Source organism: Enterobacter cloacae complex sp. I3, from assembly GCF_014896175.1.
In the GTDB taxonomy this organism is placed as follows: domain Bacteria; phylum Pseudomonadota; class Gammaproteobacteria; order Enterobacterales; family Enterobacteriaceae; genus Enterobacter; species Enterobacter bugandensis.
In genome coordinates this window covers 32,639-53,836 of the sequence record NZ_JADBQZ010000017.1, presented here as the reverse complement: position 1 = coordinate 53,836, position 21,198 = coordinate 32,639, and the positions used below count along the sequence as shown (strand labels likewise).

At 53.8% G+C, this 21,198-nt stretch carries 24 protein-coding genes; 18 read left to right on the top strand and 6 right to left on the bottom strand.

All coding sequences use genetic code 11. From position 1 onward, the window contains the following. Positions 1-5: 5 nt before the first annotated feature. The 13 genes from lptE to lipA all read left to right on the top strand — a co-directional run bounded on the left by lptE (position 6) and on the right by lipA (position 12,366). Positions 6-575 (top strand): LPS assembly lipoprotein LptE, encoded by a 570-nt coding sequence (lptE, locus tag IM271_RS14620; protein ID WP_059355271.1) that lies wholly within the window; start codon positions 6-8, stop codon positions 573-575. Beyond that, positions 575-1,606 (top strand): DNA polymerase III subunit delta, encoded by a 1,032-nt coding sequence (gene holA / locus IM271_RS14615; RefSeq protein ID WP_193052804.1) that lies wholly within the window; start codon positions 575-577, stop codon positions 1,604-1,606. The genes lptE and holA overlap by 1 nt, the downstream gene beginning before the upstream one ends. Then, positions 1,599-2,264, top strand: coding sequence for a nicotinate-nucleotide adenylyltransferase (gene nadD, locus IM271_RS14610; protein ID WP_028012339.1), 666 nt, complete (start codon positions 1,599-1,601; stop codon positions 2,262-2,264). Before holA ends, nadD begins: the two co-directional genes overlap by 8 nt. Positions 2,265-2,532: 268 nt before the next feature. Further along, entirely contained in the window at positions 2,533-2,850 is a 318-nt protein-coding gene (gene rsfS / locus IM271_RS14605; RefSeq protein ID WP_003858696.1) for a ribosome silencing factor, read from the top strand. 3 nt (positions 2,851-2,853) lie between these two features. After that, on the top strand, positions 2,854-3,321 hold the full coding sequence (gene rlmH / locus IM271_RS14600) for a 23S rRNA (pseudouridine(1915)-N(3))-methyltransferase RlmH (protein ID WP_003858701.1): 468 nt from the start codon (positions 2,854-2,856) through the stop codon (positions 3,319-3,321). Positions 3,322-3,349: 28 nt separating this feature from the next. Then, positions 3,350-5,251, top strand: coding sequence for a peptidoglycan DD-transpeptidase MrdA (mrdA, locus tag IM271_RS14595; RefSeq protein ID WP_028012338.1), 1,902 nt, complete (start codon positions 3,350-3,352; stop codon positions 5,249-5,251). Between the two features lie 2 nt (positions 5,252-5,253). Then, positions 5,254-6,366, top strand: a complete 1,113-nt coding sequence (gene mrdB / locus IM271_RS14590; RefSeq protein WP_013097590.1) for a peptidoglycan glycosyltransferase MrdB — start codon at positions 5,254-5,256, stop codon at positions 6,364-6,366. A gap of 16 nt (positions 6,367-6,382) precedes the next feature. Continuing rightward, a complete protein-coding gene (rlpA, locus tag IM271_RS14585; RefSeq protein WP_028012337.1) occupies positions 6,383-7,492 on the top strand; it encodes an endolytic peptidoglycan transglycosylase RlpA in 1,110 nt (369 codons plus the stop codon). A gap of 139 nt (positions 7,493-7,631) precedes the next feature. Further along, the gene (gene dacA, locus IM271_RS14580; RefSeq protein ID WP_193052786.1) at positions 7,632-8,843 is read left to right on the top strand and encodes a D-alanyl-D-alanine carboxypeptidase DacA; all 1,212 of its coding nucleotides are present in this window, start codon (positions 7,632-7,634) and stop codon (positions 8,841-8,843) included. Positions 8,844-8,948: 105 nt separating this feature from the next. Continuing rightward, positions 8,949-9,212: a DUF493 family protein YbeD gene (gene ybeD / locus IM271_RS14575; RefSeq protein WP_003858718.1), complete on the top strand. Its 264-nt coding sequence runs from the start codon at positions 8,949-8,951 to the stop codon at positions 9,210-9,212. Positions 9,213-9,306: 94 nt separating this feature from the next. After that, entirely contained in the window at positions 9,307-9,948 is a 642-nt protein-coding gene (gene lipB / locus IM271_RS14570) for a lipoyl(octanoyl) transferase LipB (protein ID WP_193052785.1), read from the top strand. A 291-nt stretch (positions 9,949-10,239) separates the two neighbouring features. Further along, positions 10,240-11,193 (top strand): YbeF family transcriptional regulator, encoded by a 954-nt coding sequence (locus IM271_RS14565; RefSeq protein WP_041910920.1) that lies wholly within the window; start codon positions 10,240-10,242, stop codon positions 11,191-11,193. Between the two features lie 207 nt (positions 11,194-11,400). Beyond that, positions 11,401-12,366, top strand: a complete 966-nt coding sequence (gene lipA, locus IM271_RS14560) for a lipoyl synthase (RefSeq protein ID WP_028012333.1) — start codon at positions 11,401-11,403, stop codon at positions 12,364-12,366. Between the two features lie 81 nt (positions 12,367-12,447). Here lipA and tatE read toward each other — a convergent pair whose 3' ends face one another. Together tatE and IM271_RS14550 are read right to left on the bottom strand one after the other, a co-directional pair. Next, complete coding sequence (gene tatE, locus IM271_RS14555) at positions 12,448-12,648, bottom strand: twin-arginine translocase subunit TatE (protein WP_028012332.1); 201 nt, start codon at positions 12,646-12,648, stop codon at positions 12,448-12,450. Between the two features lie 125 nt (positions 12,649-12,773). After that, positions 12,774-13,562 (bottom strand): deaminated glutathione amidase, encoded by a 789-nt coding sequence (locus IM271_RS14550; RefSeq protein WP_048999850.1) that lies wholly within the window; start codon positions 13,560-13,562, stop codon positions 12,774-12,776. 67 nt (positions 13,563-13,629) lie between these two features. On the opposite strand from IM271_RS14550, the gene crcB reads away from it, so the two are divergent. Continuing rightward, positions 13,630-14,013, top strand: coding sequence for a fluoride efflux transporter CrcB (crcB, locus tag IM271_RS14545; RefSeq protein WP_041910922.1), 384 nt, complete (start codon positions 13,630-13,632; stop codon positions 14,011-14,013). Between the two features lie 218 nt (positions 14,014-14,231). On the opposite strand, the gene cspE is transcribed toward crcB, so the two are convergent. Then, entirely contained in the window at positions 14,232-14,441 is a 210-nt protein-coding gene (gene cspE / locus IM271_RS14540) for a transcription antiterminator/RNA stability regulator CspE (protein WP_002439184.1), read from the bottom strand. Positions 14,442-14,631: 190 nt separating this feature from the next. Then, positions 14,632-15,249, bottom strand: a complete 618-nt coding sequence (gene pagP / locus IM271_RS14535; protein WP_080339189.1) for a lipid IV(A) palmitoyltransferase PagP — start codon at positions 15,247-15,249, stop codon at positions 14,632-14,634. Positions 15,250-15,642: 393 nt separating this feature from the next. Here pagP and dcuC point away from each other — a divergent pair, with 393 nt between their 5' ends. Both dcuC and rna read left to right on the top strand, forming a co-directional pair. Next, positions 15,643-17,010, top strand: coding sequence for an anaerobic C4-dicarboxylate transporter DcuC (dcuC, locus tag IM271_RS14530; protein WP_193052784.1), 1,368 nt, complete (start codon positions 15,643-15,645; stop codon positions 17,008-17,010). Positions 17,011-17,104: 94 nt separating this feature from the next. Further along, positions 17,105-17,914 carry a ribonuclease I gene (gene rna, locus IM271_RS14525; protein WP_028012327.1) on the top strand — a complete coding sequence of 270 codons (810 nt, stop codon included), beginning with the start codon at positions 17,105-17,107 and terminating at the stop codon, positions 17,912-17,914. Here the strand turns inward: rna and IM271_RS14520 are convergent. Then, complete coding sequence (locus IM271_RS14520) at positions 17,908-18,528, bottom strand: flavin reductase family protein (RefSeq protein ID WP_041910924.1); 621 nt, start codon at positions 18,526-18,528, stop codon at positions 17,908-17,910. The genes rna and IM271_RS14520 overlap by 7 nt on opposite strands. A 270-nt stretch (positions 18,529-18,798) precedes the next feature. Here IM271_RS14520 and rnk point away from each other — a divergent pair, with 270 nt between their 5' ends. After that, positions 18,799-19,209, top strand: a complete 411-nt coding sequence (gene rnk, locus IM271_RS14515; RefSeq protein ID WP_045261020.1) for a nucleoside diphosphate kinase regulator — start codon at positions 18,799-18,801, stop codon at positions 19,207-19,209. Positions 19,210-19,332: 123 nt separating this feature from the next. On the opposite strand, the gene IM271_RS14510 is transcribed toward rnk, so the two are convergent. Next, positions 19,333-20,571 carry a zinc-dependent alcohol dehydrogenase gene (locus IM271_RS14510; RefSeq protein ID WP_047367722.1) on the bottom strand — a complete coding sequence of 413 codons (1,239 nt, stop codon included), beginning with the start codon at positions 20,569-20,571 and terminating at the stop codon, positions 19,333-19,335. A gap of 181 nt (positions 20,572-20,752) precedes the next feature. Here IM271_RS14510 and uspG point away from each other — a divergent pair, with 181 nt between their 5' ends. Next, complete coding sequence (gene uspG, locus IM271_RS14505; RefSeq protein ID WP_028012323.1) at positions 20,753-21,181, top strand: universal stress protein UspG; 429 nt, start codon at positions 20,753-20,755, stop codon at positions 21,179-21,181. Positions 21,182-21,198: the final 17 nt, after the last annotated feature.

Genomic DNA, 21,198 nt, shown 5'->3' with positions numbered 1-21,198 from the left:
GAAACGTGCGACAACTGGCAACAATACTCTTATCTCTGGCGGTGCTTGTCACCGCTGGCTGTGGCTGGCATCTGCGCAATACCACGGCGGTGCCACCTGAAATGAAAACAATGATTTTCGACTCATCAGATCCGAATGGCCCGCTCAGCCGGGCTATCCGTAATCAGCTGCGCCTGAATGACGTTGAGCTTATCGAGAAAGGTACGCTTCGTCAGGATGTACCGTCCCTGCGTGTTGTCGGAGGGGGACTGTCTAAAGACACCGCCTCTATCTTCCAGGATGGTCGTACCGCTGAGTATCAGATGGTGTTGACGGTCAACGCGGCTGTACTAATCCCGGGTAAAGACATCTATCCGATCAGCGCAAAAGTGTATCGTTCGTTCTTTGATAACCCACAAACCGCGCTGGCGAAAGATGCCGAAGAGCAGATTATCATCAACGAAATGTACGACAAGGCGGCGGAACAGCTGATCCGCAAACTGCCGGGTATTGCAGCGTCTAACCGAGAAGGCTCTGACATTATTGAAAAACCGGATGCCAGTACGCCTCCTGTTTCTACCTCTCTGGGTAAATGATGATCAGGCTGTATCCTGAACAACTCCGCGCGCAGCTCAATGAAGGGCTGCGCGCGGCGTATCTGCTGCTCGGAAACGACCCGTTACTACTTCAGGAAAGCCTGGATGCCGTGCGGCATGCGGCCGCGGCTCAGGGCTTTGATGAACACCATACCGTTCAGGTGGATAACGCCACCGACTGGAACGCCCTCTTCTCACTCTGTCAGGCGATGAGCCTTTTTTCGTCGCGCCAGACAATCCAGATCCTGCTGCCGGAGAACGGCCCTAACGCTGCCATCAATGAGCAACTCGCCACGCTGGTCAGCCTGTTACACAGCGATCTGCTGTTGATTGTGCGTGGCAGCAAGCTCACCAAAGCGCAGGAAAACGCGGCATGGTTCACCCAGCTCGCGACCCACGCGGTGCTGGTCACCTGCCAGACGCCTGAGCAGGCGCATCTGCCTAAATGGGTCGCCGCGAGAGCGAAGCAGCACAACCTTCAACTGGACGATGCGGCGAACCAACTGCTCTGCTACTGCTATGAAGGCAACCTGCTGGCCCTGGCACAGGCGCTGGACAGGCTCTCCCTGCTCTGGCCGGACGGCAAGCTGACTTTACCGCGCGTTGAGCAGGCCGTTAACGATGCCGCACACTTCACGCCGTTCCACTGGGTGGATGCTCTGTTGTCGGCGAAAAGCAAACGCGCCCTGCATATTCTCCAGCAGCTGCGCCTGGAGGGCAGTGAACCCGTCATCCTGCTGCGCACGCTGCAGCGCGAGCTGTTGCTGCTGATAACGCTCAAGCGCCAGTCGGCCCATACGCCGTTACGCTCCCTGTTTGATAAACACCGGGTGTGGCAAAACCGGCGGGCAATGACCACCGAGGCCATCAACCGCCTGAGCCATGAACAGCTGCGCCAGGCGGTGCAGCTTCTGATGCGCGCCGAGCTCACCCTAAAACAAGATTACGGCCAGTCGGTGTGGGCGGAGCTGGAAAGCCTTTCCCTGCTGCTTTGCCACAAGGCGCTGGCTGACGTATTTATTGATGGATAGTATGCACTCTTTACAGGCCCTGTATGGCGGCACCTTTGACCCGGTACACTACGGGCATCTGAAGCCGGTAGAAATTCTGGCAAATCTGATCGGCCTGCAGCGCGTTACCATCATGCCCAATAATGTTCCGCCGCACCGCCCCCAGCCTGAAGCAACCAGCGAGCAGCGCAAAGAGATGCTCGCTCTGGCTATCGCGGATAAGCCGCTCTTCAGGCTGGATGAACGGGAATTGCGTCGCGACACCCCCTCGTGGACGTCGCAAACGCTGCAGGAGTGGCGGGCCGAGCAAGGGCCTGACCAGCCGCTCGCCTTTATCATCGGTCAGGACTCCCTGCTCAATTTCCCCACGTGGCACAAGTATGAAACCATTCTGGGGAACAGCCACCTGCTCGTCTGCCGCCGTCCGGGCTACCCGCTGACCATGCGCGAAGCGCAATATCAGCAGTGGCTTGAAGACCATCTCACCGATAACGTTGAAGATCTTCACAACCAGCCCGCCGGGAAGATTTATCTGGCGGAGACGCCGTGGTTCGACATCTCTGCGACCGTTATTCGCGAACGTTTACAGCAGGGTTTAGCCTGTGACGATCTGCTGCCTGCCCCGGTGCTGGCGTATATTCATACGCACGGGTTGTATCAGAAAACCGCAGATAAATAGCCGGAGGGCATAAAAAGCAGCATATTGATTATCCTGCCTTGACAGGTTAAGCCATACTGTTATCCTCCGCTGCCAGACTTTCCCGCCGATCGTTGCTTTACAGAAATTGTTTTACAAAAATGGCGATGCAATCTCAGGCGGAGGGTGGGATGATACCCGCCTTCAAAAGCCCGGACGGTGACATTTGTCCCGACAGGGGCGTCAGTTCAGGTATACTGTCTGGCCACGAATTCATAGTTGTACAATCTCATTCACCCAGGGGGAAAACTTGCAGGGTAAAGCACTCCAGGATTTTGTTATCGACAAAATTGATGACCTGAAAGGTCAGGACATCATCGCTATCGACGTTAAGGGTAAATCCAGTATTACCGACTGCATGATTATCTGCACCGGTACCTCTACGCGTCATGTTGTTTCGATTGCCGACCATGTGGTTCAGGAATCGCGCGCAGCAGGACTCTTACCGCTTGGCGTTGAAGGTGAAGCGACCGCTGACTGGGTGGTTGTTGACCTCGGCGATGTGATTGTCCACGTCATGCAGGAAGAGAGCCGTCGCCTGTATGAGCTGGAAAAACTCTGGGGTTAATGCGTGAAGTTGCAGCTGGTCGCCGTCGGCACCAAAATGCCGGACTGGGTACAAACCGGTTTTACTGAATATCTGCGTCGTTTTCCCAAAGATATGCCGTTCGAACTGGTGGAGATCCCCGCCGGGAAGCGCGGTAAGAACGCGGATATCAAACGTATTCTCGACAAAGAGGGTGAACTGATGCTTGCTGCCGCAGGCAAGAACCGCATCGTCACCCTTGATATTCCAGGTAAACCCTGGGATACGCCGCAGCTGGCGCATGAACTGGAGCGCTGGAAGCAGGATGGCCGCGACGTCAGTCTGTTGATTGGCGGACCTGAAGGGTTATCCCCCGCCTGCAAAGCGGCAGCAGAACAAAGTTGGTCTCTCTCTGCGCTGACGCTGCCCCACCCGCTCGTGCGGGTCCTGGTGGCGGAAAGCTTGTATCGCGCGTGGAGCATTACTACCAACCACCCCTATCACCGCGAGTAATGACTGACCAGGGTAGATTAAGCAGCGGATGAAACTACAGAATTCTTTTCGCGACTATACGGCTGAGTCCGCGCTGTTTGTGCGCCGGGCGCTGGTCGCCTTTACGGGGATTTTGCTGCTTACCGGCGTGCTGATCGCCAACCTTTATAATCTGCAAATTGTCCGCTTTACCGATTACCAGACGCGTTCTAACGAAAACCGCATTAAGCTGGTGCCTATCGCACCCAGCCGCGGCATTATCTACGACCGTAACGGCACCCCTCTGGCGTTAAACCGCACCATCTATCAAGTCGAGATGATGCCGGAGAAGGTCGATAACGTGCAGAATACGCTGGAAGCGCTAAGGAGCGTTGTCGATCTTAACGATGATGATATCGCGGCCTTCAAAAAAGAGCGCGCCCGCTCTCACCGTTTCACCTCCATTCCGGTTAAAACCAATCTGACGGAAGTCCAGGTCGCCCGTTTTGCGGTGAACCAGTACCGCTTCCCCGGTGTGGAAGTGAAGGGTTACAAGCGTCGCTACTATCCTTACGGATCCGCGCTGACGCATGTGATTGGCTACGTTTCCAAGATTAACGATAAAGACGTCGAGCGCCTCGATAAAGACGGCAAGCTGGCGAACTACGCCGCGACGCACGATATCGGCAAGCTGGGGATTGAACGCTACTACGAAGATGTCCTGCACGGGCAGACCGGCTATGAAGAAGTTGAGGTTAACAACCGTGGCCGCGTCATCCGCCAGCTTAAAGAAGTGCCGCCTCAGGCGGGGCACGACGTCTATCTGACGCTCGATCTCAAACTGCAGCAGTATATTGAAACCCTGCTGGCGGGTAGCCGCGCCGCCGTGGTAGTCACCGACCCGCGCACCGGCGGCATTCTGGCCATGGTTTCCATGCCAAGCTATGACCCGAACCTCTTTGTTGACGGCATCTCCAGCAAAGACTACTCCGGCCTGCTGAATGACCCTAACACCCCGCTGGTGAACCGCGCCACGCAGGGCGTTTACCCGCCGGCATCAACGGTTAAACCGTACGTGGCGGTCTCGGCGCTGAGCGCGGGCGTCATCAACCGCAATACCAGCCTGTTTGACCCGGGCTGGTGGCAGCTACCGGGCTCTGAAAAACGCTATCGCGACTGGAAGAAATGGGGCCACGGCCATCTGAACGTTACGAAATCTCTGGAAGAATCTGCGGATACCTTCTTCTATCAGGTGGCGTATGACATGGGCATTGACCGCCTGTCAGAGTGGATGAGCAAATTCGGCTACGGGCACTACACCGGCGTGGATCTGGCTGAAGAGCGCTCCGGCAACATGCCAACCCGTGAGTGGAAGCTGAAGCGCTTTAAGAAGCCGTGGTATCAGGGTGATACCATACCGGTGGGTATCGGCCAGGGTTACTGGACGGCCACCCCGCTTCAGATGAACAAAGCGATGATGATCCTCATTAACGACGGCGTGGTGAAAGTTCCGCATCTGCTGCAAAGCACCGTTGAAGATGGCAAAAAAGTGCCGTGGGTGCAGCCCCATGAAGCGCCGGTAGGCGACATCCATTCCGGCTTCTGGGAAATAGCGAAAGACGGTATGTACGGTGTGGCAAACCGTCCAAACGGAACCGCGCACAAGTATTTCGCCGGTACGCCATATAAAGTGGCCGCGAAATCCGGTACGGCGCAGGTCTTTGGCCTGAAAGCCAATGAAACCTATAACGCACACCGCATTGCCGAACGTCTGCGTGACCATAAGCTGATGACGGCGTTTGCCCCTTATGATAACCCGCAGGTGGCGGTGGCAATGATTCTGGAGAACGGCGGCGCTGGCCCGGCAGTAGGGACCATCATGCGCCAGATCCTGGACCACATTATGCTGGGTGATAACAACACCGAACTGCCGGCTGAAAATCCGGCCGCCGCTGCGGCGGAGGACCAATAATCATGACGGATAATCCAAATAAAAAATCGCTGTGGGATAAAATTCACATCGACCCAGCCATGCTGCTGATCCTGCTGGCCCTGCTGGTTTACAGCGCCCTGGTTATCTGGAGCGCCAGCGGCCAGGACATCGGCATGATGGAACGCAAGATCGGCCAGATCGCGATGGGTCTGGTCATTATGGTGGTAATGGCGCAGATCCCGCCGCGCGTCTATGAAGGCTGGGCGCCCTATCTCTACATTTTCTGTATTATTTTGCTGGTGGCGGTAGATGCGTTCGGTGCCATCTCAAAAGGGGCACAGCGCTGGCTGGATCTCGGCGTAGTCCGTTTCCAGCCCTCGGAGATTGCCAAAATCGCAGTCCCGCTGATGGTGGCGCGCTTTATCAACCGCGACGTCTGTCCGCCGTCGCTGAAAAATACCGCTATCGCCCTGGTGCTGATATTCCTGCCGACACTGCTGGTTGCGGCGCAGCCTGACCTCGGCACCTCGATCCTTATCGCCCTCTCCGGCCTGTTTGTCCTGTTCCTGTCGGGCTTAAGCTGGCGTCTGATTGGTATCGCGGTGGTGCTGGTTGCAGCGTTTATCCCTATCCTGTGGTTCTTCCTGATGCATGACTACCAGCGCCAGCGCGTCATGATGCTTCTCGATCCGGAAACCGATCCGCTCGGTGCGGGCTATCATATTATTCAGTCCAAGATTGCGATTGGCTCCGGCGGCCTGCGCGGTAAAGGCTGGCTGCACGGTACCCAGTCGCAGCTGGAGTTTTTACCGGAGCGCCACACCGACTTTATCTTTGCGGTACTGGCGGAAGAGCTGGGACTGGTTGGCATCCTGATCCTGCTGGCGCTCTATGTGCTGCTCATCATGCGAGGTTTGTGGATTGCGGCCCGCGCGCAGACCACCTTCGGCCGCGTCATGGCAGGCGGACTGATGTTGATTTTATTCGTTTATGTCTTCGTAAATATTGGTATGGTGAGTGGTATTCTGCCGGTGGTAGGCGTACCGCTGCCGCTGGTGAGTTACGGAGGCTCGGCACTGATCGTGTTGATGGCCGGGTTTGGTATCGTGATGTCGATCCACACCCACAGAAAAATGTTGTCAAAAAGCGTATAAAAATAAGGGGATCGGAATGCGTAAGCAGTGGCTGGGTATCTGCATTGCGGCAAGTTTACTTGCGGCCTGTACAAGTGATGATGGTCAGCAACAGGCAACCGTCGCGCCGCCGCAGCCTGCGGTGTGTAATGGCCCAATCGTTGAAATCAGCGGTGCCGATCCCGTTTATGAACCGCTGAATGCCAGCGCGAATCAGGATTACGAGCGCGACGGCAAAAGCTACAAAATTGTGCAGGATCCGTCCCGCTTTAGCCAGGCTGGCTTTGCCGCCATTTATGATGCTGAGCCGGGCAGTAACCTGACGGCATCGGGTGAAACATTTGACCCAATGCAGCTGACTGCGGCGCACCCGACGCTACCTATCCCTAGCTACGCCCGTATCACCAATCTGGCGAACGGCCGTATGATCGTCGTTCGTATTAACGACCGCGGCCCGTACGGTAATGACCGGGTGATTTCCCTGTCCCGCGCGTCTGCCGATCGCCTGAATACCTCGAACAATACCAAAGTTCGCATTGACCCAATTATCGTGGCGCAGGATGGTTCGCTCTCCGGGCCGGGAACCGCGTGTACCACCGTGGCGAAACAGACCTATGCCCTCCCCGACCGCCCAAATCTGGACGGCGGAATGGGAAGCGTCTCCTCGCCGGCAGAGCCTTCTCAGCCGGCGGGAGAAATACGCCCAATCAGCAATGACACCCTGCAAAGCGATGATGCCACTGGCGCACCGGTAAAAAGCAGCGGCTTCCTTGGCGCACCAACGAACTTAGCCTCGGGCGTGCTGGAGAGCAGTGAGCCGACGCCAGCCCCTGTTGCCGCTCCCGTCGTGCAGCAGCCTGCCCCGGTAACGGCTCCGGTCACGACCCAGAGCGCAGCCGTTGCCGCTCCCGCAGCAGCCAGCGGCGGCTTTGTCGTCCAGGTGGGCGCAGTGAGCGATCGGGCCCGTGCCCAGCAGTATCAGCAGCGTCTAAGCCAGCAGTTTGGCGTGCCAGGACGCGTTGAGCAAAACGGCGCGGTCTGGCGTATTCAGATGGGGCCGTTTGCCAGCAAGTCGCAGGCGGCATCCCTGCAGCAGCGTTTGCAGAGCGAGGCACAGCTGCAGTCCTTTATCGCTGTTACGAAGTAATTAATCGGCGGTATCCGAAATGTCAGTTTGTGTAAAACACATTCACAAACTCATGCTTAAAGTCGGATGCCTGCCTGAATAGCATTTGCTATAGTAAGGCACTTTTTTTAATTCCATCACGGATGTCGTAGTTCTGACCATGAAGACCACTTTTTCTGCTCGTTTTGTGCAGCGCATGGCGCTGACCACGGCCCTTTGCGCGACTGCACTCTCTGCAGCTCATGCTGATGACCTGAATATCAAGACCATGATCCCTGGCGTTCCGCAAATCGACGCGGAATCCTACATCCTGATCGATTACAACTCTGGCAAAGTGCTGGCAGAACAGAATGCCGATGCCCGCCGTGACCCGGCCAGCCTGACTAAAATGATGACCAGCTACGTCATCGGCCAGGCAATGAAAGCCGGTAAGTTCAAAGAGACGGATTTGGTCACCATCGGCAACGATGCGTGGGCTACCGGGAACCCTGTTTTCAAAGGTTCCTCGCTGATGTTCCTGAAACCAGGAATGCAGGTTCCGGTTTCTCAGTTAATTCGTGGCATTAACCTGCAGTCCGGTAACGATGCCTGCGTGGCCATGGCCGATTTCGCTGCCGGTAGTCAGGATGCGTTCGTGGGCCTGATGAACAGCTACGTAAATGCCCTGGGTCTGAAGAACAGCCACTTCCAGACCGTACACGGTCTCGATGCAGACGGTCAGTACAGCTCCGCGCGTGATATGGCGCTGATTGGTCAGGCGCTGATCCGCGACGTACCTAACGAGTACTCTATCTACAAAGAGAAAGAGTTCACCTTCAACGGCATTCGTCAGACCAACCGTAACGGCCTGCTGTGGGATAACAGCCTGAACGTTGACGGCATCAAAACCGGCCACACCGACAAAGCCGGTTACAACCTGGTAGCCTCTGCCACTGAAGGCCAGATGCGCCTGATCTCTGCCGTGATGGGCGGTCGCACCTTTAAAGGTCGCGAAACCGAGAGTAAGAAGCTGCTGACCTGGGGCTTCCGTTTCTTCGAAACCGTGAACCCGCTGAAAGCAGGCAAAGAATTTGCTTCTGAACCCGTCTGGTTCGGCGATAACGATCGTGCTTCTCTGGGCGTGGATAAAGACCTCTACCTGACCATTCCACGCGGTCGTATGAAGGATCTGAAAGCAAGCTATGTGCTCAACACCACCGAACTGCATGCCCCGCTGCATAAAAACCAGGTGGTGGGTACCATCAACTTCCAGCTGGACGGTAAAACGATCGACCAGCGTCCACTCGTGGTATTGGAAGAAATTCCTGAAGGCAATTTCTTCGGCAAAATCATTGATTACATTAAACTGATGTTCCATCACTGGTTTGGCTAAAAATCGAACACTTGAAAGTGTGATTTTGATCCCCATATACTAAGTATCCTGATAACTCCCACCTGACGTGGGAGTTATTCTTTTTGACGTTACGCCGGAGCTGACATGAAAACCAAACTTAACGAACTGCTTGAATTCCCTACCCCGTTTACCTACAAAGTAATGGGTCTGGCGAAACCTGAGCTGGTTGATCAGGTGGTTGAAGTGGTACAGCGCCATGCGCCGGGTGACTACTCTCCGTCAGTAAAACCAAGCAGCAAGGGCAACTACCACTCGGTTTCTATTACCATCACTGCCACACATATCGAGCAGGTTGAGACGCTGTACGAAGAGCTCGGCAATATCGAAATCGTTCGTATGGTGCTGTAGTCCCTTTGCGGTTACCCGGTTTACCGGGTAACCCCTCTTCCCCGCTGTGATATACTCCCCCTCATCTTTTGTTTCTCGTCTTCGGAGACGCGTTTTGTATCAGGATAAAATTCTGGTCCGTCATCTCGGGCTGCAACCTTATGAGCCTGTCTCTCAGGCTATGCACGAGTTCACCGATTCACGCGATGACACAACCCCTGATGAGATTTGGCTGGTCGAACATCTGCCGGTATTTACGCAGGGCCAGGCGGGAAAAGCGGAACACTTATTAATGACGGGCGATATCCCGGTGATCCAGAGCGATCGTGGCGGACAGGTGACTTACCACGGTCCGGGTCAGCAGGTCATGTACGTCCTGCTTAATCTGAAGCGCAGAAAGCTTGGCGTACGTGAGCTGGTGACGTTACTGGAACAGACCGTCGTCAACACGCTGGCGGAGTATGGGATTGACGCGCATCCACGTGCCGATGCGCCGGGCGTCTACGTTGGCGAAATGAAGATCTGCTCTCTGGGGCTACGTATTCGTAAAGGTTGTTCCTTCCACGGTCTGGCATTGAATATTAATATGGATCTTACGCCTTTCCAGCGCATAAACCCCTGCGGCTACGCCGGCATGGAAATGACGCAAATGCGCCTGTGGGTCGATACCGCTACGCCAGAAAATATACGTCCCGTGCTTCTGAAGAATGTGTTAGCGCTACTTAACAATCCCCCGCACGAATATATCCCTGCTTAATATATCATCCAGAATGGCTCGATAATTTGACGGGCCACTGTTTATTTACCGCTTTTACGCTTTACAATAATCCGCAGATTCTATATTTTCGAAGCGCCCGAATATTGCCCTTACATATTATTTAGCCTCCGTACAGCACGGCATACACAGGCTAAGTAACTTGAGTGATAATCACACAACTGTTTGTTTTTGATAAACAAGTGGAACAAAAGCAACACTTTACGAATCTCTACAAGCATAATAAATAAATTGAACTATCATTCATGTTGTGAATGTATACGGAGTGAAAGCGTGGAGTATAATAATTTACCAGCCAAACGCCTGAATGACCCTGGTGGCGAAGATAAGCCGCAAATTTTTCGGACTTTACGTAATATTGATCTCAATTTACTGACTATTTTTGAGGCAGTATATGTCCATAAGGGTATCGTTAATGCTGCGAAAATTCTTAATCTCACGCCATCGGCAATAAGTCAGTCAATTCAAAAGCTACGGGCTATATTTCCCGACCCCTTATTTATCCGTAAGGGCCAGGGCGTCACGCCAACGGCCTATGCGACACATCTCCACGAATACATCAGCCAGGGGCTGGAGTCGATTCTGGGTGCGCTGGATTTAACCGGAAGCTATGACAAACAGAGAACCATCACCATCGGCTGCTCCCCTTCTGTCGGCGTGCTGGTGATGCCCGCGATCTTCCAGGCCGTGAAAGAGCATGCGCCTCAGCTTCTGCTTCGCAATGTGCCTCTTAACGAACCTGACGTTCAGCTTGCTCAGTTCCAGACGGACCTGGTCATCGAAAGCGGCAGCTTTAGCGCCCGAGCGCTGGGGCAAAATGTGCTTTACGCGGATAACCTGGTGCTGGTTTGCCGCAAGCAGCACCCCGTCCTCAGCGAGCCGTTATCCATTGAAAACCTGCGCAACTACGACCACTCGTCTTTCATGACCGAAGGACAGTCTAACCACGCTCTGCGTCAGCGTATTGACGAAATTTTCCCGGAACGTCAGATCAGTTTCAGCAGTTACAATATGTTCACCACCGCATCCCTGATTGGCAGCAGCGATATGCTGTGCATCATGCCTTCACGCCTGTATAACCTGCTGCGGAAATGCTGGCCGCTGGAAAGTATTCCGCTAAGCCAGCTCAATGCAGAATCTATCGAGATTTCACTGCATTACAACAAGCTCAGCTTGCGCGATCCGGTACTGGAAAACGTCATCCGCATTATCCGTCAGGCCTTCTGACAGAGCGTACCCGTACACGTCCCTGCCGCTCGCAGGGCAAAAGGCACAAAACAACAACTATTTTACAAATTGGCGACCTGGCAGGCTGCTTTAACGCTCCTATAAATGATATACTGCCTGTCGTTCGTTCAAAAATAGTTGATAAATACAACATTCCCTTGAATTGAAACGCTTTCCTTCGATATTCGCAACTGGAACACGCACGCTATGAGTAAACCCATTGTGATGGAACGCGGTGTTAAATACCGCGATGCCGATAAAATGGCCCTTATCCCGGTTAAAAACGTGGCTACAGAGCGCGAGGCGCTGTTAAGAAAACCGGAATGGATGAAAATCAAACTTCCGGCAGACTCTTCGCGTATCCAGGGGATCAAAGCGGCGATGCGTAAGAATGGCCTTCACTCTGTTTGTGAAGAAGCCTCTTGCCCGAACCTTGCTGAATGTTTCAATCACGGCACCGCGACGTTTATGATTCTGGGTGCCATCTGTACCCGCCGCTGCCCATTCTGCGACGTAGCGCATGGCCGCCCGGTGGCCCCCGATGCCAACGAGCCGCAAAAACTGGCGCAAACCATCGCCGACATGGCGCTGCGTTATGTGGTTATCACCTCCGTTGACCGCGACGATCTGCGTGATGGCGGTGCTCAGCACTTCGCTGACTGCATTACTGCCATTCGCGAAAAAAGCCCGAACATCAAAATCGAGACGCTGGTTCCTGACTTCCGCGGCCGTATGGACCGCGCGCTGGATATCCTGACCGCGACGCCGCCAGATGTGTTTAACCACAACCTGGAGAACGTTCCGCGTCTTTACCGTCAGGTGCGTCCGGGAGCCGACTATAACTGGTCTCTGAAGCTGCTGGAGCGCTTTAAAGAAGCACATCCGCATATCCCGACCAAGTCAGGTCTGATGGTTGGTCTGGGTGAAACCAATGACGAAATCATCGACGTCATGCGCGATCTGCGCCGCCACGGTGTGACCATGTTGACGCTCGGCCAGTATCTGCAGCCAAGCCGTCACCACCTGCCGGTACAGCGCTACGTGAGCCCGGATGAATTTGACGAGATGAAAGCCGAAGCGCTGGCGATGGGCTTTACCCACGCGGCTTGTGGTCCATTTGTTCGTTCTTCTTACCATGCGGATATGCAGGCGAAAGGCGAAGAAGTCAAATAACGCCGTAATATTCATTTACAGTAATGCAAAAAAACCGGCCTCATGAGCCGGTTTTTTTTCGCAAGCCCTCAGGCATTGCCGTTACTCTTTGTGGGAAAGCTTCTCTGCCGGGATGTCGTCAGCGCTTTTCTTCGCGGCTGCGTCATCGTCGTTCATCGCTTTCTTAAAGCCTTTGATGGCAGCCCCCAGGTCACCACCCAGCGTGCGTAACTTCTTGGTACCAAACAGCAGGACGACCAGTGCGGCAACCACCAGCAGTTTGGTAATACTAATCTCACCCATAGATACCTTCTTTACTTAAAACAGGCTGCATTCAGCGCCAAAACCCGATCGTATTAACGGTCATTTGGCGCGTGCACACAATAGCAATCTGTAACAAGGTGAATCAAGCATTGTTGAAAAAAACATCACAATAATTGCGGTGGCGCAAAGCGACGGTTGCGAAGAACAGGTAATTGCTGACGCGCAAGCGCAACTCTTTCTAAAATTATCTCCGCCATCAGCATAACCGACGCTTCCGCTGCGGCGGCAATCGTCACTCCCAGGGGATCAACCACCCTGCTCTGCCCGATGTTTTTATTGCCGCACTCCCCGGCGGCAACAACATAACAGGTCGTGTCCAGCGCGCGTGCCGCAAGCAGCGTAGCCCAGTGTTGCTCTTTTAGCGGCCCCTTAACCCATGCGGCGGGCAATACCAGCACCTCCGCCCCCTGCAGCGCCAGATGCACCGCCAGCTCCGGGAAACGCAGGTCATAGCAGGTCATCAACCCCACCTTAAACCCGTCGATATCAATGAGCGGTGGGACGACATCTCCCGGATCAACGCGTCGCGACTCCTGAATGCTGAACGCATCATAGAGATGAAGCTTGGCGTAGCGCGCAACAATGGCACCGTCACGGATAGCCACCAGCGTATTCACTGCGCGACCCGGCGTTGAGGGAACGTGCACGGTTAAGACGGTGGTCATCGTACTGCCTACGCTCTGGGCGAGCAGCTGTTGTAAAAATTCGCCGTCAAGGGCCTGTGCGGACTTCACGGACAAATCCGGGTCGTTATCATCCCTTGCCAGCAACGCCTCAGGAAGCACCAGCAGCGACGCGCCTTTCTGTCGGGCCTGTATCATCAGGTTAACGCACTGCACTGCGTTAAGCCGCCAGTCAGGCGTGACCGCAAACTGCCCTACCGCAACATACATATTTGTCCCCTCATTATAAACAGCGTTAAACTCGCTACTCTTACACATCAAATAGCAGGTATTTAGCGTGTTACAACTCCTTTTAGCTGTTTTTATTGGTGGAGGCACGGGGAGCGTTGCGAGGTGGTTACTGAGTATGCGGTTTAATCCCCTGCACCAGGCGATTCCATTAGGAACGCTGGCCGCCAACCTGATTGGTGCTTTTATTATTGGTATGGGGCTGGCCTGGTTTAACCGGATGACGCACATCGATCCCATGTGGAAAGTCTTGATTACCACCGGCTTCTGCGGCGGTTTGACCACCTTTTCAACCTTTTCCGCGGAAACGGTTTTTCTCTTTCAGGAAGGACGTATCGGCTGGGCGCTGGTGAATATCGCGATCAACATGATCGGATCTTTCGCGATGACGGGGATCGCATTTTGGCTTTTTTCCTCTGTAAGCACGCATTAACTGCCGGAGCGTTAATGTTGGCTTAATTTTTCTCTGTCACTCTGAAGGCAATACTGAACGAGGGTGACAAATGAAACAGAGTCTGATGAGCGCAGGCATGGTGTTGTTGAGCGTACTGATCGTGGCCAGCTTCCTGATAATTTACCTGCTTGGCTGATTCATAACGAAAAAAACCCGCTCAATGAGCGGGTTTTGAAATTCTTGCTGACGCGTCTGAATTACAGAGCGATTACGTTAGCAGCAGAAGGGCCTTTGGCACCGTTAGTGATTTCGAACTCTACACGCTGACCTTCAGCCAGAGTTTTGAAACCATTAGACTGGATTGCAGAGAAGTGTACGAACACGTCTTTGCTGCCATCTTCAGGAGTAATGAAACCGAATCCTTTGGACTCATTAAACCACTTAACGTTACCTTTAATCTTAGACATCAAAATTACCTTTACATTAAAAAACGACACAAATGCTGTGTCGGTTACCAGTACATCAATTGTGGGACCTTTTGTCCAGCGGATCTTTGACAAAAAGTGACTAAAGTCGCGTTAATTTTCACTGACAGATTTTTATCGCTTACGAATCAACGGCTGCATGTTTTTTCACCACCAGGTAATGTTTTGTCAGTTAAAACTGAAAACGCATCCAGGCGAAGTAAACGTTACCGTTGTTATACGTTCCCGGAATGTAGGTCATCTGGAACGTTGCAGGGCCGTATCCAACAGAGGCCAGAGGCAGCAATACGGGGATCGGAATGTACTTCCAGTTGTCGCGCGCGGTCACCCCGGCGGTATACCCCAGACCAACGTGGAAGTTCTCATCCGCCAGCGGGCGCCAGGTTTTTTCCCAGCCGTAGCCGCCAATCGGTTCCCACTTGTTAAAGGAGTCTTTGAAGGCCATCAGATAGATGCCATGCCAGTTTCCTTTATCATCCCAGCGCGACTGACCAAAACCCGCTCCCCAGGGACGCTCGTTGTATTTATCCGTTTTCTCTTTGTCGTAAGCAAAGCGCGCATGCCACGTTATTGCCGGGACATAGAGATCATAATGTTCAGGCGCTGACCAGGTCTGCGAAACATTATCCGTAAAAGTGGAGAACCAACCTTTATCCGTCGCGTTGTTCTCTGCCTGTGCAACAGAAGAAAACGTTAACTGGCCAATAATAAACAATAAAATAGAGAAAAAAGTATTACGTACAATCACAATGCAATTACCATTCTTGATATTCGAGGCAAAGTTTAACATAGAATAATTGAACCAAGCCTTAACGGTATCACCCCTACTCTTAAATATCAGGCCGCTTTTCGGGAATATTCCTAAAGCGGCGTTCTGCTTATCCCGAATAAACCCACATCATGTATGCCTAATGTCTGTTAACGGTCTCCAGTCCTAACAGGCCAGACCACACAAAAGTTTAACATTTTGTTATCATTACATAGACATGTTACGCTGTCTTTGCCGGTCAAGATCCTTATGACATAAATGCCTTAGCCATGGCAAAAACGCTGTTATGCTGTTCGTTAGTCGTCTGTTTATTGATTTTAATCAGCAAGGGCGGGCCATTAATTCGGCACATTTTCATCCTTCTTTTTTATATTAATTTTTTATATCTCAGGGCAGAAAGACACAGGGGAAATCATGCTTACGTTTATCGAACTCCTAATTGGGGTCGTCGTCATTGTGGGTGTAGCTCGCTACATCATTAAAGGATACTCAGCCACGGGCGTTTTATTTGTCGGTGGTTTAACGCTGCTGATAATCAGCGCAGTAATGGGTCATCAGGTTTTACCTGCCAGCGCAGCCAGCACGGGCTACACCGCCACGGATATTGTTGAATATATTAAAATCCTGCTCATGAGCCGCGGTGGCGATCTGGGTATGATGATCATGATGCTGTGCGGTTTTGCAGCCTATATGACCCATATCGGCGCGAACGACATGGTTGTGAAGCTTGCCTCGAAACCCCTGCAGTACATTAACTCGCCGTATCTGTTGATGGTTGCCGCCTATTTCCTCGCCTGCCTGATGTCGCTGGCCGTTTCATCGGCAACCGGGCTTGGCGTACTGTTAATGGCCACGCTGTTCCCCGTGATGGTGAACGTGGGCATAAGCCGTGGGGCAGCGGCGGCAATTTGCGCCTCCCCGGCGGCCATTATTCTCTCCCCGACGTCAGGAGACGTTGTGCTGGCGGCGAAAGCAGCCGAAATGTCGCTTATCGACTTCGCCTTTAAAACCACGCTGCCGATCTCGATTGTCGCCATTGTGGGAATGGGTATCGCGCATTTCTTCTGGCAGCGCTATCTCGATAAGAAAGAGAACATCAGCCATGAAATGATGGATGTAAGCGAAATCACCACCACAGCGCCTGCGTTCTATGCCATTTTGCCTTTCACGCCAATTATCGGCGTGCTCATTTTTGACGGGAAATGGGGCCCGCAGCTGCACATTATTACTATCCTGGTTATCTGTATGCTGTTAGCCGCTGTGCTGGAGTTCGTGCGCGGTTTCAACACCCAAAAAGTCTTCTCCGGCCTTGAGGTCGCGTATCGCGGTATGGCAGATGCGTTTGCTGGCGTGGTGATGCTGTTGGTTGCAGCAGGTGTCTTTGCCCAGGGTCTGAGCACGATCGGCTTTATCCAGAGCCTGATCTCCATCGCCACCTCGTTTGGCTCGGCTAGTATTATCCTGATGCTGGTCCTGGTGGTACTGACCATGCTGGCGGCAATGACCACCGGTTCCGGGAATGCGCCATTTTACGCCTTCGTTGAGATGATCCCTAAGCTGGCTCACTCGTCCGGTATCAACCCGGCTTATCTTTCCATTCCGATGCTCCAGGCCTCAAACCTGGGTCGTACCATCTCGCCTGTCTCAGGCGTGGTGGTGGCGGTCGCCGTGATGGCCAAAATCTCGCCGTTTGAAGTGGTGAAACGCACGTCAGTGCCGGTGCTGGTTGGGCTAATCATCGTTATTATTGCTACCGAAGTGCTGGTTCCCGGCGCCGCCTAAGTGAAATTCCTGATTACCTAAAAGCGCCTGCGGGCGCTTTTTGTGCTTTAATAACCCACAAAAATGAATTGCGCACAACCAATCAGGAAATCACATGTTCAGGAAGGATATCGTTATCCCGTCTGGCGCAGTAGCGCTTGCACTCAGTCTCTTCTCAGCACAGGCCGAACCCCTCAAGGCCACGCAGTACGGCGATTTCGATCGCTATGTGCTGGCTTTGTCCTGGCAAACGGGATTTTGTCAAAGCATGGTCGAGCGTAACCGCAATGAACCGGATGAATGTCGTCTGCAAAAAGAGCGCGACAATAAAACCGATTTTCTGACCGTTCACGGGCTATGGCCCGGCCTGCCGAAATCCATTGCCGCACGCGGCGTGGATGAACGTCGATGGATGCGATTTGGCTGCGCCACGCGCCCTATCCCGAACATGCCGGAAGTGAAGGCCAGCCGCAAATGCGCAGCAGCCGAAACCGGGCTGTCGCTTTCCGGCGCGGCTAAGCTGAACGAGGTCATGCCGGGCGCGGGTGGAAACTCCTGTCTGGAACGTTACGAATATGCCAAACATGGCGTCTGCTTTGGTTTTGATCCCGATGCCTATTTCGGCACCATGGTGAGAATGAATCAGGAAATGAAAAACAGCGCCGTCGGTCATTTCCTTGCGGAAAATTACGGTAAAACCGTCAGCCGGAGTGATTTTGACAACGCCGTTGCCAAAACCTGGGGCAAGGAAAATATCAAAGCCTTCAAGCTGACCTGCAACGGTAATCCGGCATATCTGACCGAGATGCAAATTTCACTCAAAGCAGACACCATTAACGCCCCGCTTTCTGCGACATCCTTTGCTCCGCAGCCGCATCCAGGCAACTGCGGAAAACAATTTGTCATTGATAAGGCAGGTTACTGATCGCCCACCACCGGTCGCACCATGTCAAACCGGTGTTCGTCACTGATGCCATAGTAAGCCGTCGGCCCACCCGCACGCAGGATGGGCTGCGCTTTCGCCGTCTGGTATATCCCCTCTTCCAGCAGCGTTTCGGCAATATGGATCCCGACCACTTCTCCCAGCACCAGCCAGGTATCCACCGGCGTACCGTCGGCGCCGGTAAGCTGAATGCACTGAGACAGGCGGCACTCAAAGTTGACCGGGCTTTCCGCCACGCGGGGGGCGCTCACCAGCTTGCTTGCCGCAGGCGTTAATCCGGAAAAGGTAAATTCGTCCTGGTCGTGAGGCAGCGTGGCAGAGGTCTGATTCATCGCTTCCGCAAGATCGCGCGTTGCCAGATTCCAGACAAACTCCTTTGTTTCAACAATATTACGCACGCTGTCCTTCCAGCCGTTGCTGGAAAAGCCAATGATCGGCGGGCGATAGTTAAAGCAGTTGAAGAAGCTATACGGCGCAAGGTTGAGCTGACCGGCCTGGTCGCAAGAGGAGATCCAGCCAATCGGACGGGGGCCGACAATGGCGTTCAGCGGGTCATGCGGCAGGCCATGCCCCTGAGACGGTTGGTAGAAGTACATAGCGCTCTCTCGTTGGTAAGGGCTGCGGCGAATGATGTTTCGCGCAGCGCCCGGGTTCAGAACATACAGCGTAACGCAATCCGCCAGGAATGAAGACTGAATAAATTTCAGTGAAAATTCATATGGCACATGAATGTGACCTTCATCACTTCAAACTTGCGCGTTCAGCCAGTATCATCGGGAGAGTTAAACCCTCGCTGCCAGACGGCGAGGGTTTTCTTTTGGATTGGTTTCTGCGTTAGACGCAGCATTAACGACATGGAGTAAAAAATGTCCAGACCTACAATCATCATCAACGAGCTCGACGCAGAACGTATCGACAGGCTGCTGGAAAAAGCAGAATTCGCCTCACTTCCGGTGGCCGATGCCCTGAATGAGGAACTCGACCGGGCGCAGATGTGCACGCCTGAGACGATGCCGCATAACGTGGTCACCATGAACAGCCAGGTGAAATTCCGCAACCTGACCACCGGTGAAGAGCTGACCCGCACGCTGGTTTACCCAGCCCAGATGACGGACAGCAGCGCGCAGCTTTCGGTTCTTGCGCCGGTGGGGGCCGCACTGCTGGGGCTGCGCACGGGCGATACCATCCACTGGGAATTGCCGGGCGGTGCCTCCACCCATCTGGAAGTGCTGGAGCTGCTCTACCAGCCAGAAGCCGCGGGCGATTACCTGCGTTAATGTCATTCTGAATAAACGCGACCCGCGTTGCACAGAGGATGCGCCTGCATCCTCTTTCCGAACATTTTCACACGATTGCGCTACATCGCAGGACAGTACCTTGAGCGCCACCGACGAGTGACCTCATACCACGCCGCCCGGGAACGCATTTACCAGGCCCTTCACTTTTTGCTCAGCGGCCTCAGGTGTTTCCGCGCCGGGCACCAGAATCACCTTCCGGCACTCCTCCTCCCGTTTTTCGAAAATCTTATAGGCACGTTCCGCATCCGCCAGGGGGAGATAATGCGTCACAATCTCTTCCGGCGTCAGCAGCCCTTTTTCGATCAGCGGTAACAGTTCGCCCAGCCAGGCGTGGACGTGCGTCTGGCCCATCTTAAACGTCAGCCCTTTATCGAAGGCATCCCCAAACAGGAAGCCATGAATAAACCCGGCATACACGCCGGGTACGCTGACCACCCCGCCGCGCCGGACGGCAGCGATACACTGACGCAGCGCTTTGCCGCTGCTGCCCTCAATTTTAAGGTTGCTGAGGATCGTCTCCGTGGTGCTACCCTTGGCTTCGAACCCGACAGCATCAATGACGGCATCGACACCCCGCTGCCCGGCGGTTTGCTCGATTATCTTTTCCGCCGCGTCGTTATCATCATCAAAATTGATGGGGATAGCACCGTAGCGCGCCTCGGCAAACCGCAGCCGATAGGGGTGATGGTCGATAACAAAAATCTGCTCAGCCCCTAACAGCCGTGCGCAGGCAATCGTCAACAACCCCACCGGACCGGCACCGAAAACGGCGACGCTGGAGCCTTTTTCAATCTGCGCATTTTTTGCCGCCTGCCAGGCGGTGGGTAAAATATCAGAAAGAAACAGGGCCTTATCATCGGAGAGCAGCTGCGGCACCTTAAACGGTCCGACGTTGCCTTTCGGCACGCGCACATATTCCGCCTGTCCTCCCGGCACGCCGCCGTAGAGATGGCTATAGCCAAACAGCGCTGCCGGCGCGGGAATTTGCTTTTTGTTCAGCGCAGCGCCCTGCCCGGCATTGGTATTCTCACAGGCAGCGTACTGCTGCAGACGGCAAAAGAAGCAGTCACCGCAGGCGATGACAAAGGGGATCACCACGCGATCGCCTTTATGCAGGTCCTTTACCTCTCGACCGCACTCGACGATCTCGCCCATAAATTCATGTCCAAAAATGTCGCCGTGCTGCACCTTTGGGATCTTTCCACGATAGAGATGCAGGTCGGAGCCGCAAATCGCCGTGGCCGTGACGCGCAGGATGATATCGTCGGGCTGTTCAATGATGGGATCGGGGACATTCTCAACGCGAACATGGTGCGGACCGTGGTACGTGAGTGCTTTCATGCGACCTCCGAAAGGTTTCAGGTAAGTTTATAAAGGGTAGCTACCCCTGAAAGTCTGCCGGGAAATACGCGCCTTTTGAGATTTATCCTGGCGAGAGACGAAAAGTGCCGAAGCGCTTACAGAAACCATTCATATTTTATGGTTGAATGTATCCAGCGTTTATAAACAAGGAGAAACGGTTATGTATAAGACAATCATTATGCCGGTTGATGTTTTCGAAATGGAACTGAGCGACAAAGCTGTTCGCCACGCGGAATTCCTCGCGCAGCAGGACGGAATTATTCATCTTTTACACGTCTTACCGGGCTCTGCCAGCCTGAGCCTGCACCGCTTTGCCGCCGACGTGCGTCGCTTTGAGGAGCATTTACAGCACGAAGCCGAAACGCGGCTGCAGACCATGGTCGGGCATTTCAGCATCGACCCTTCCCGCATCAAAACCCACGTCCGGTTCGGTAGCGTGCGCGATGCCGTCAATGAACTGGCCGCGGAGCTGAATGCAGACGTGGTGGTGATCGGTTCACGTAATCCTTCCATTACCACTCACCTGCTGGGGTCGAACGCCTCCAGCGTGATCCGCCACACCCATATTCCAGTGATGGTGGTCCGGTAAATACCAACAAAAAACCC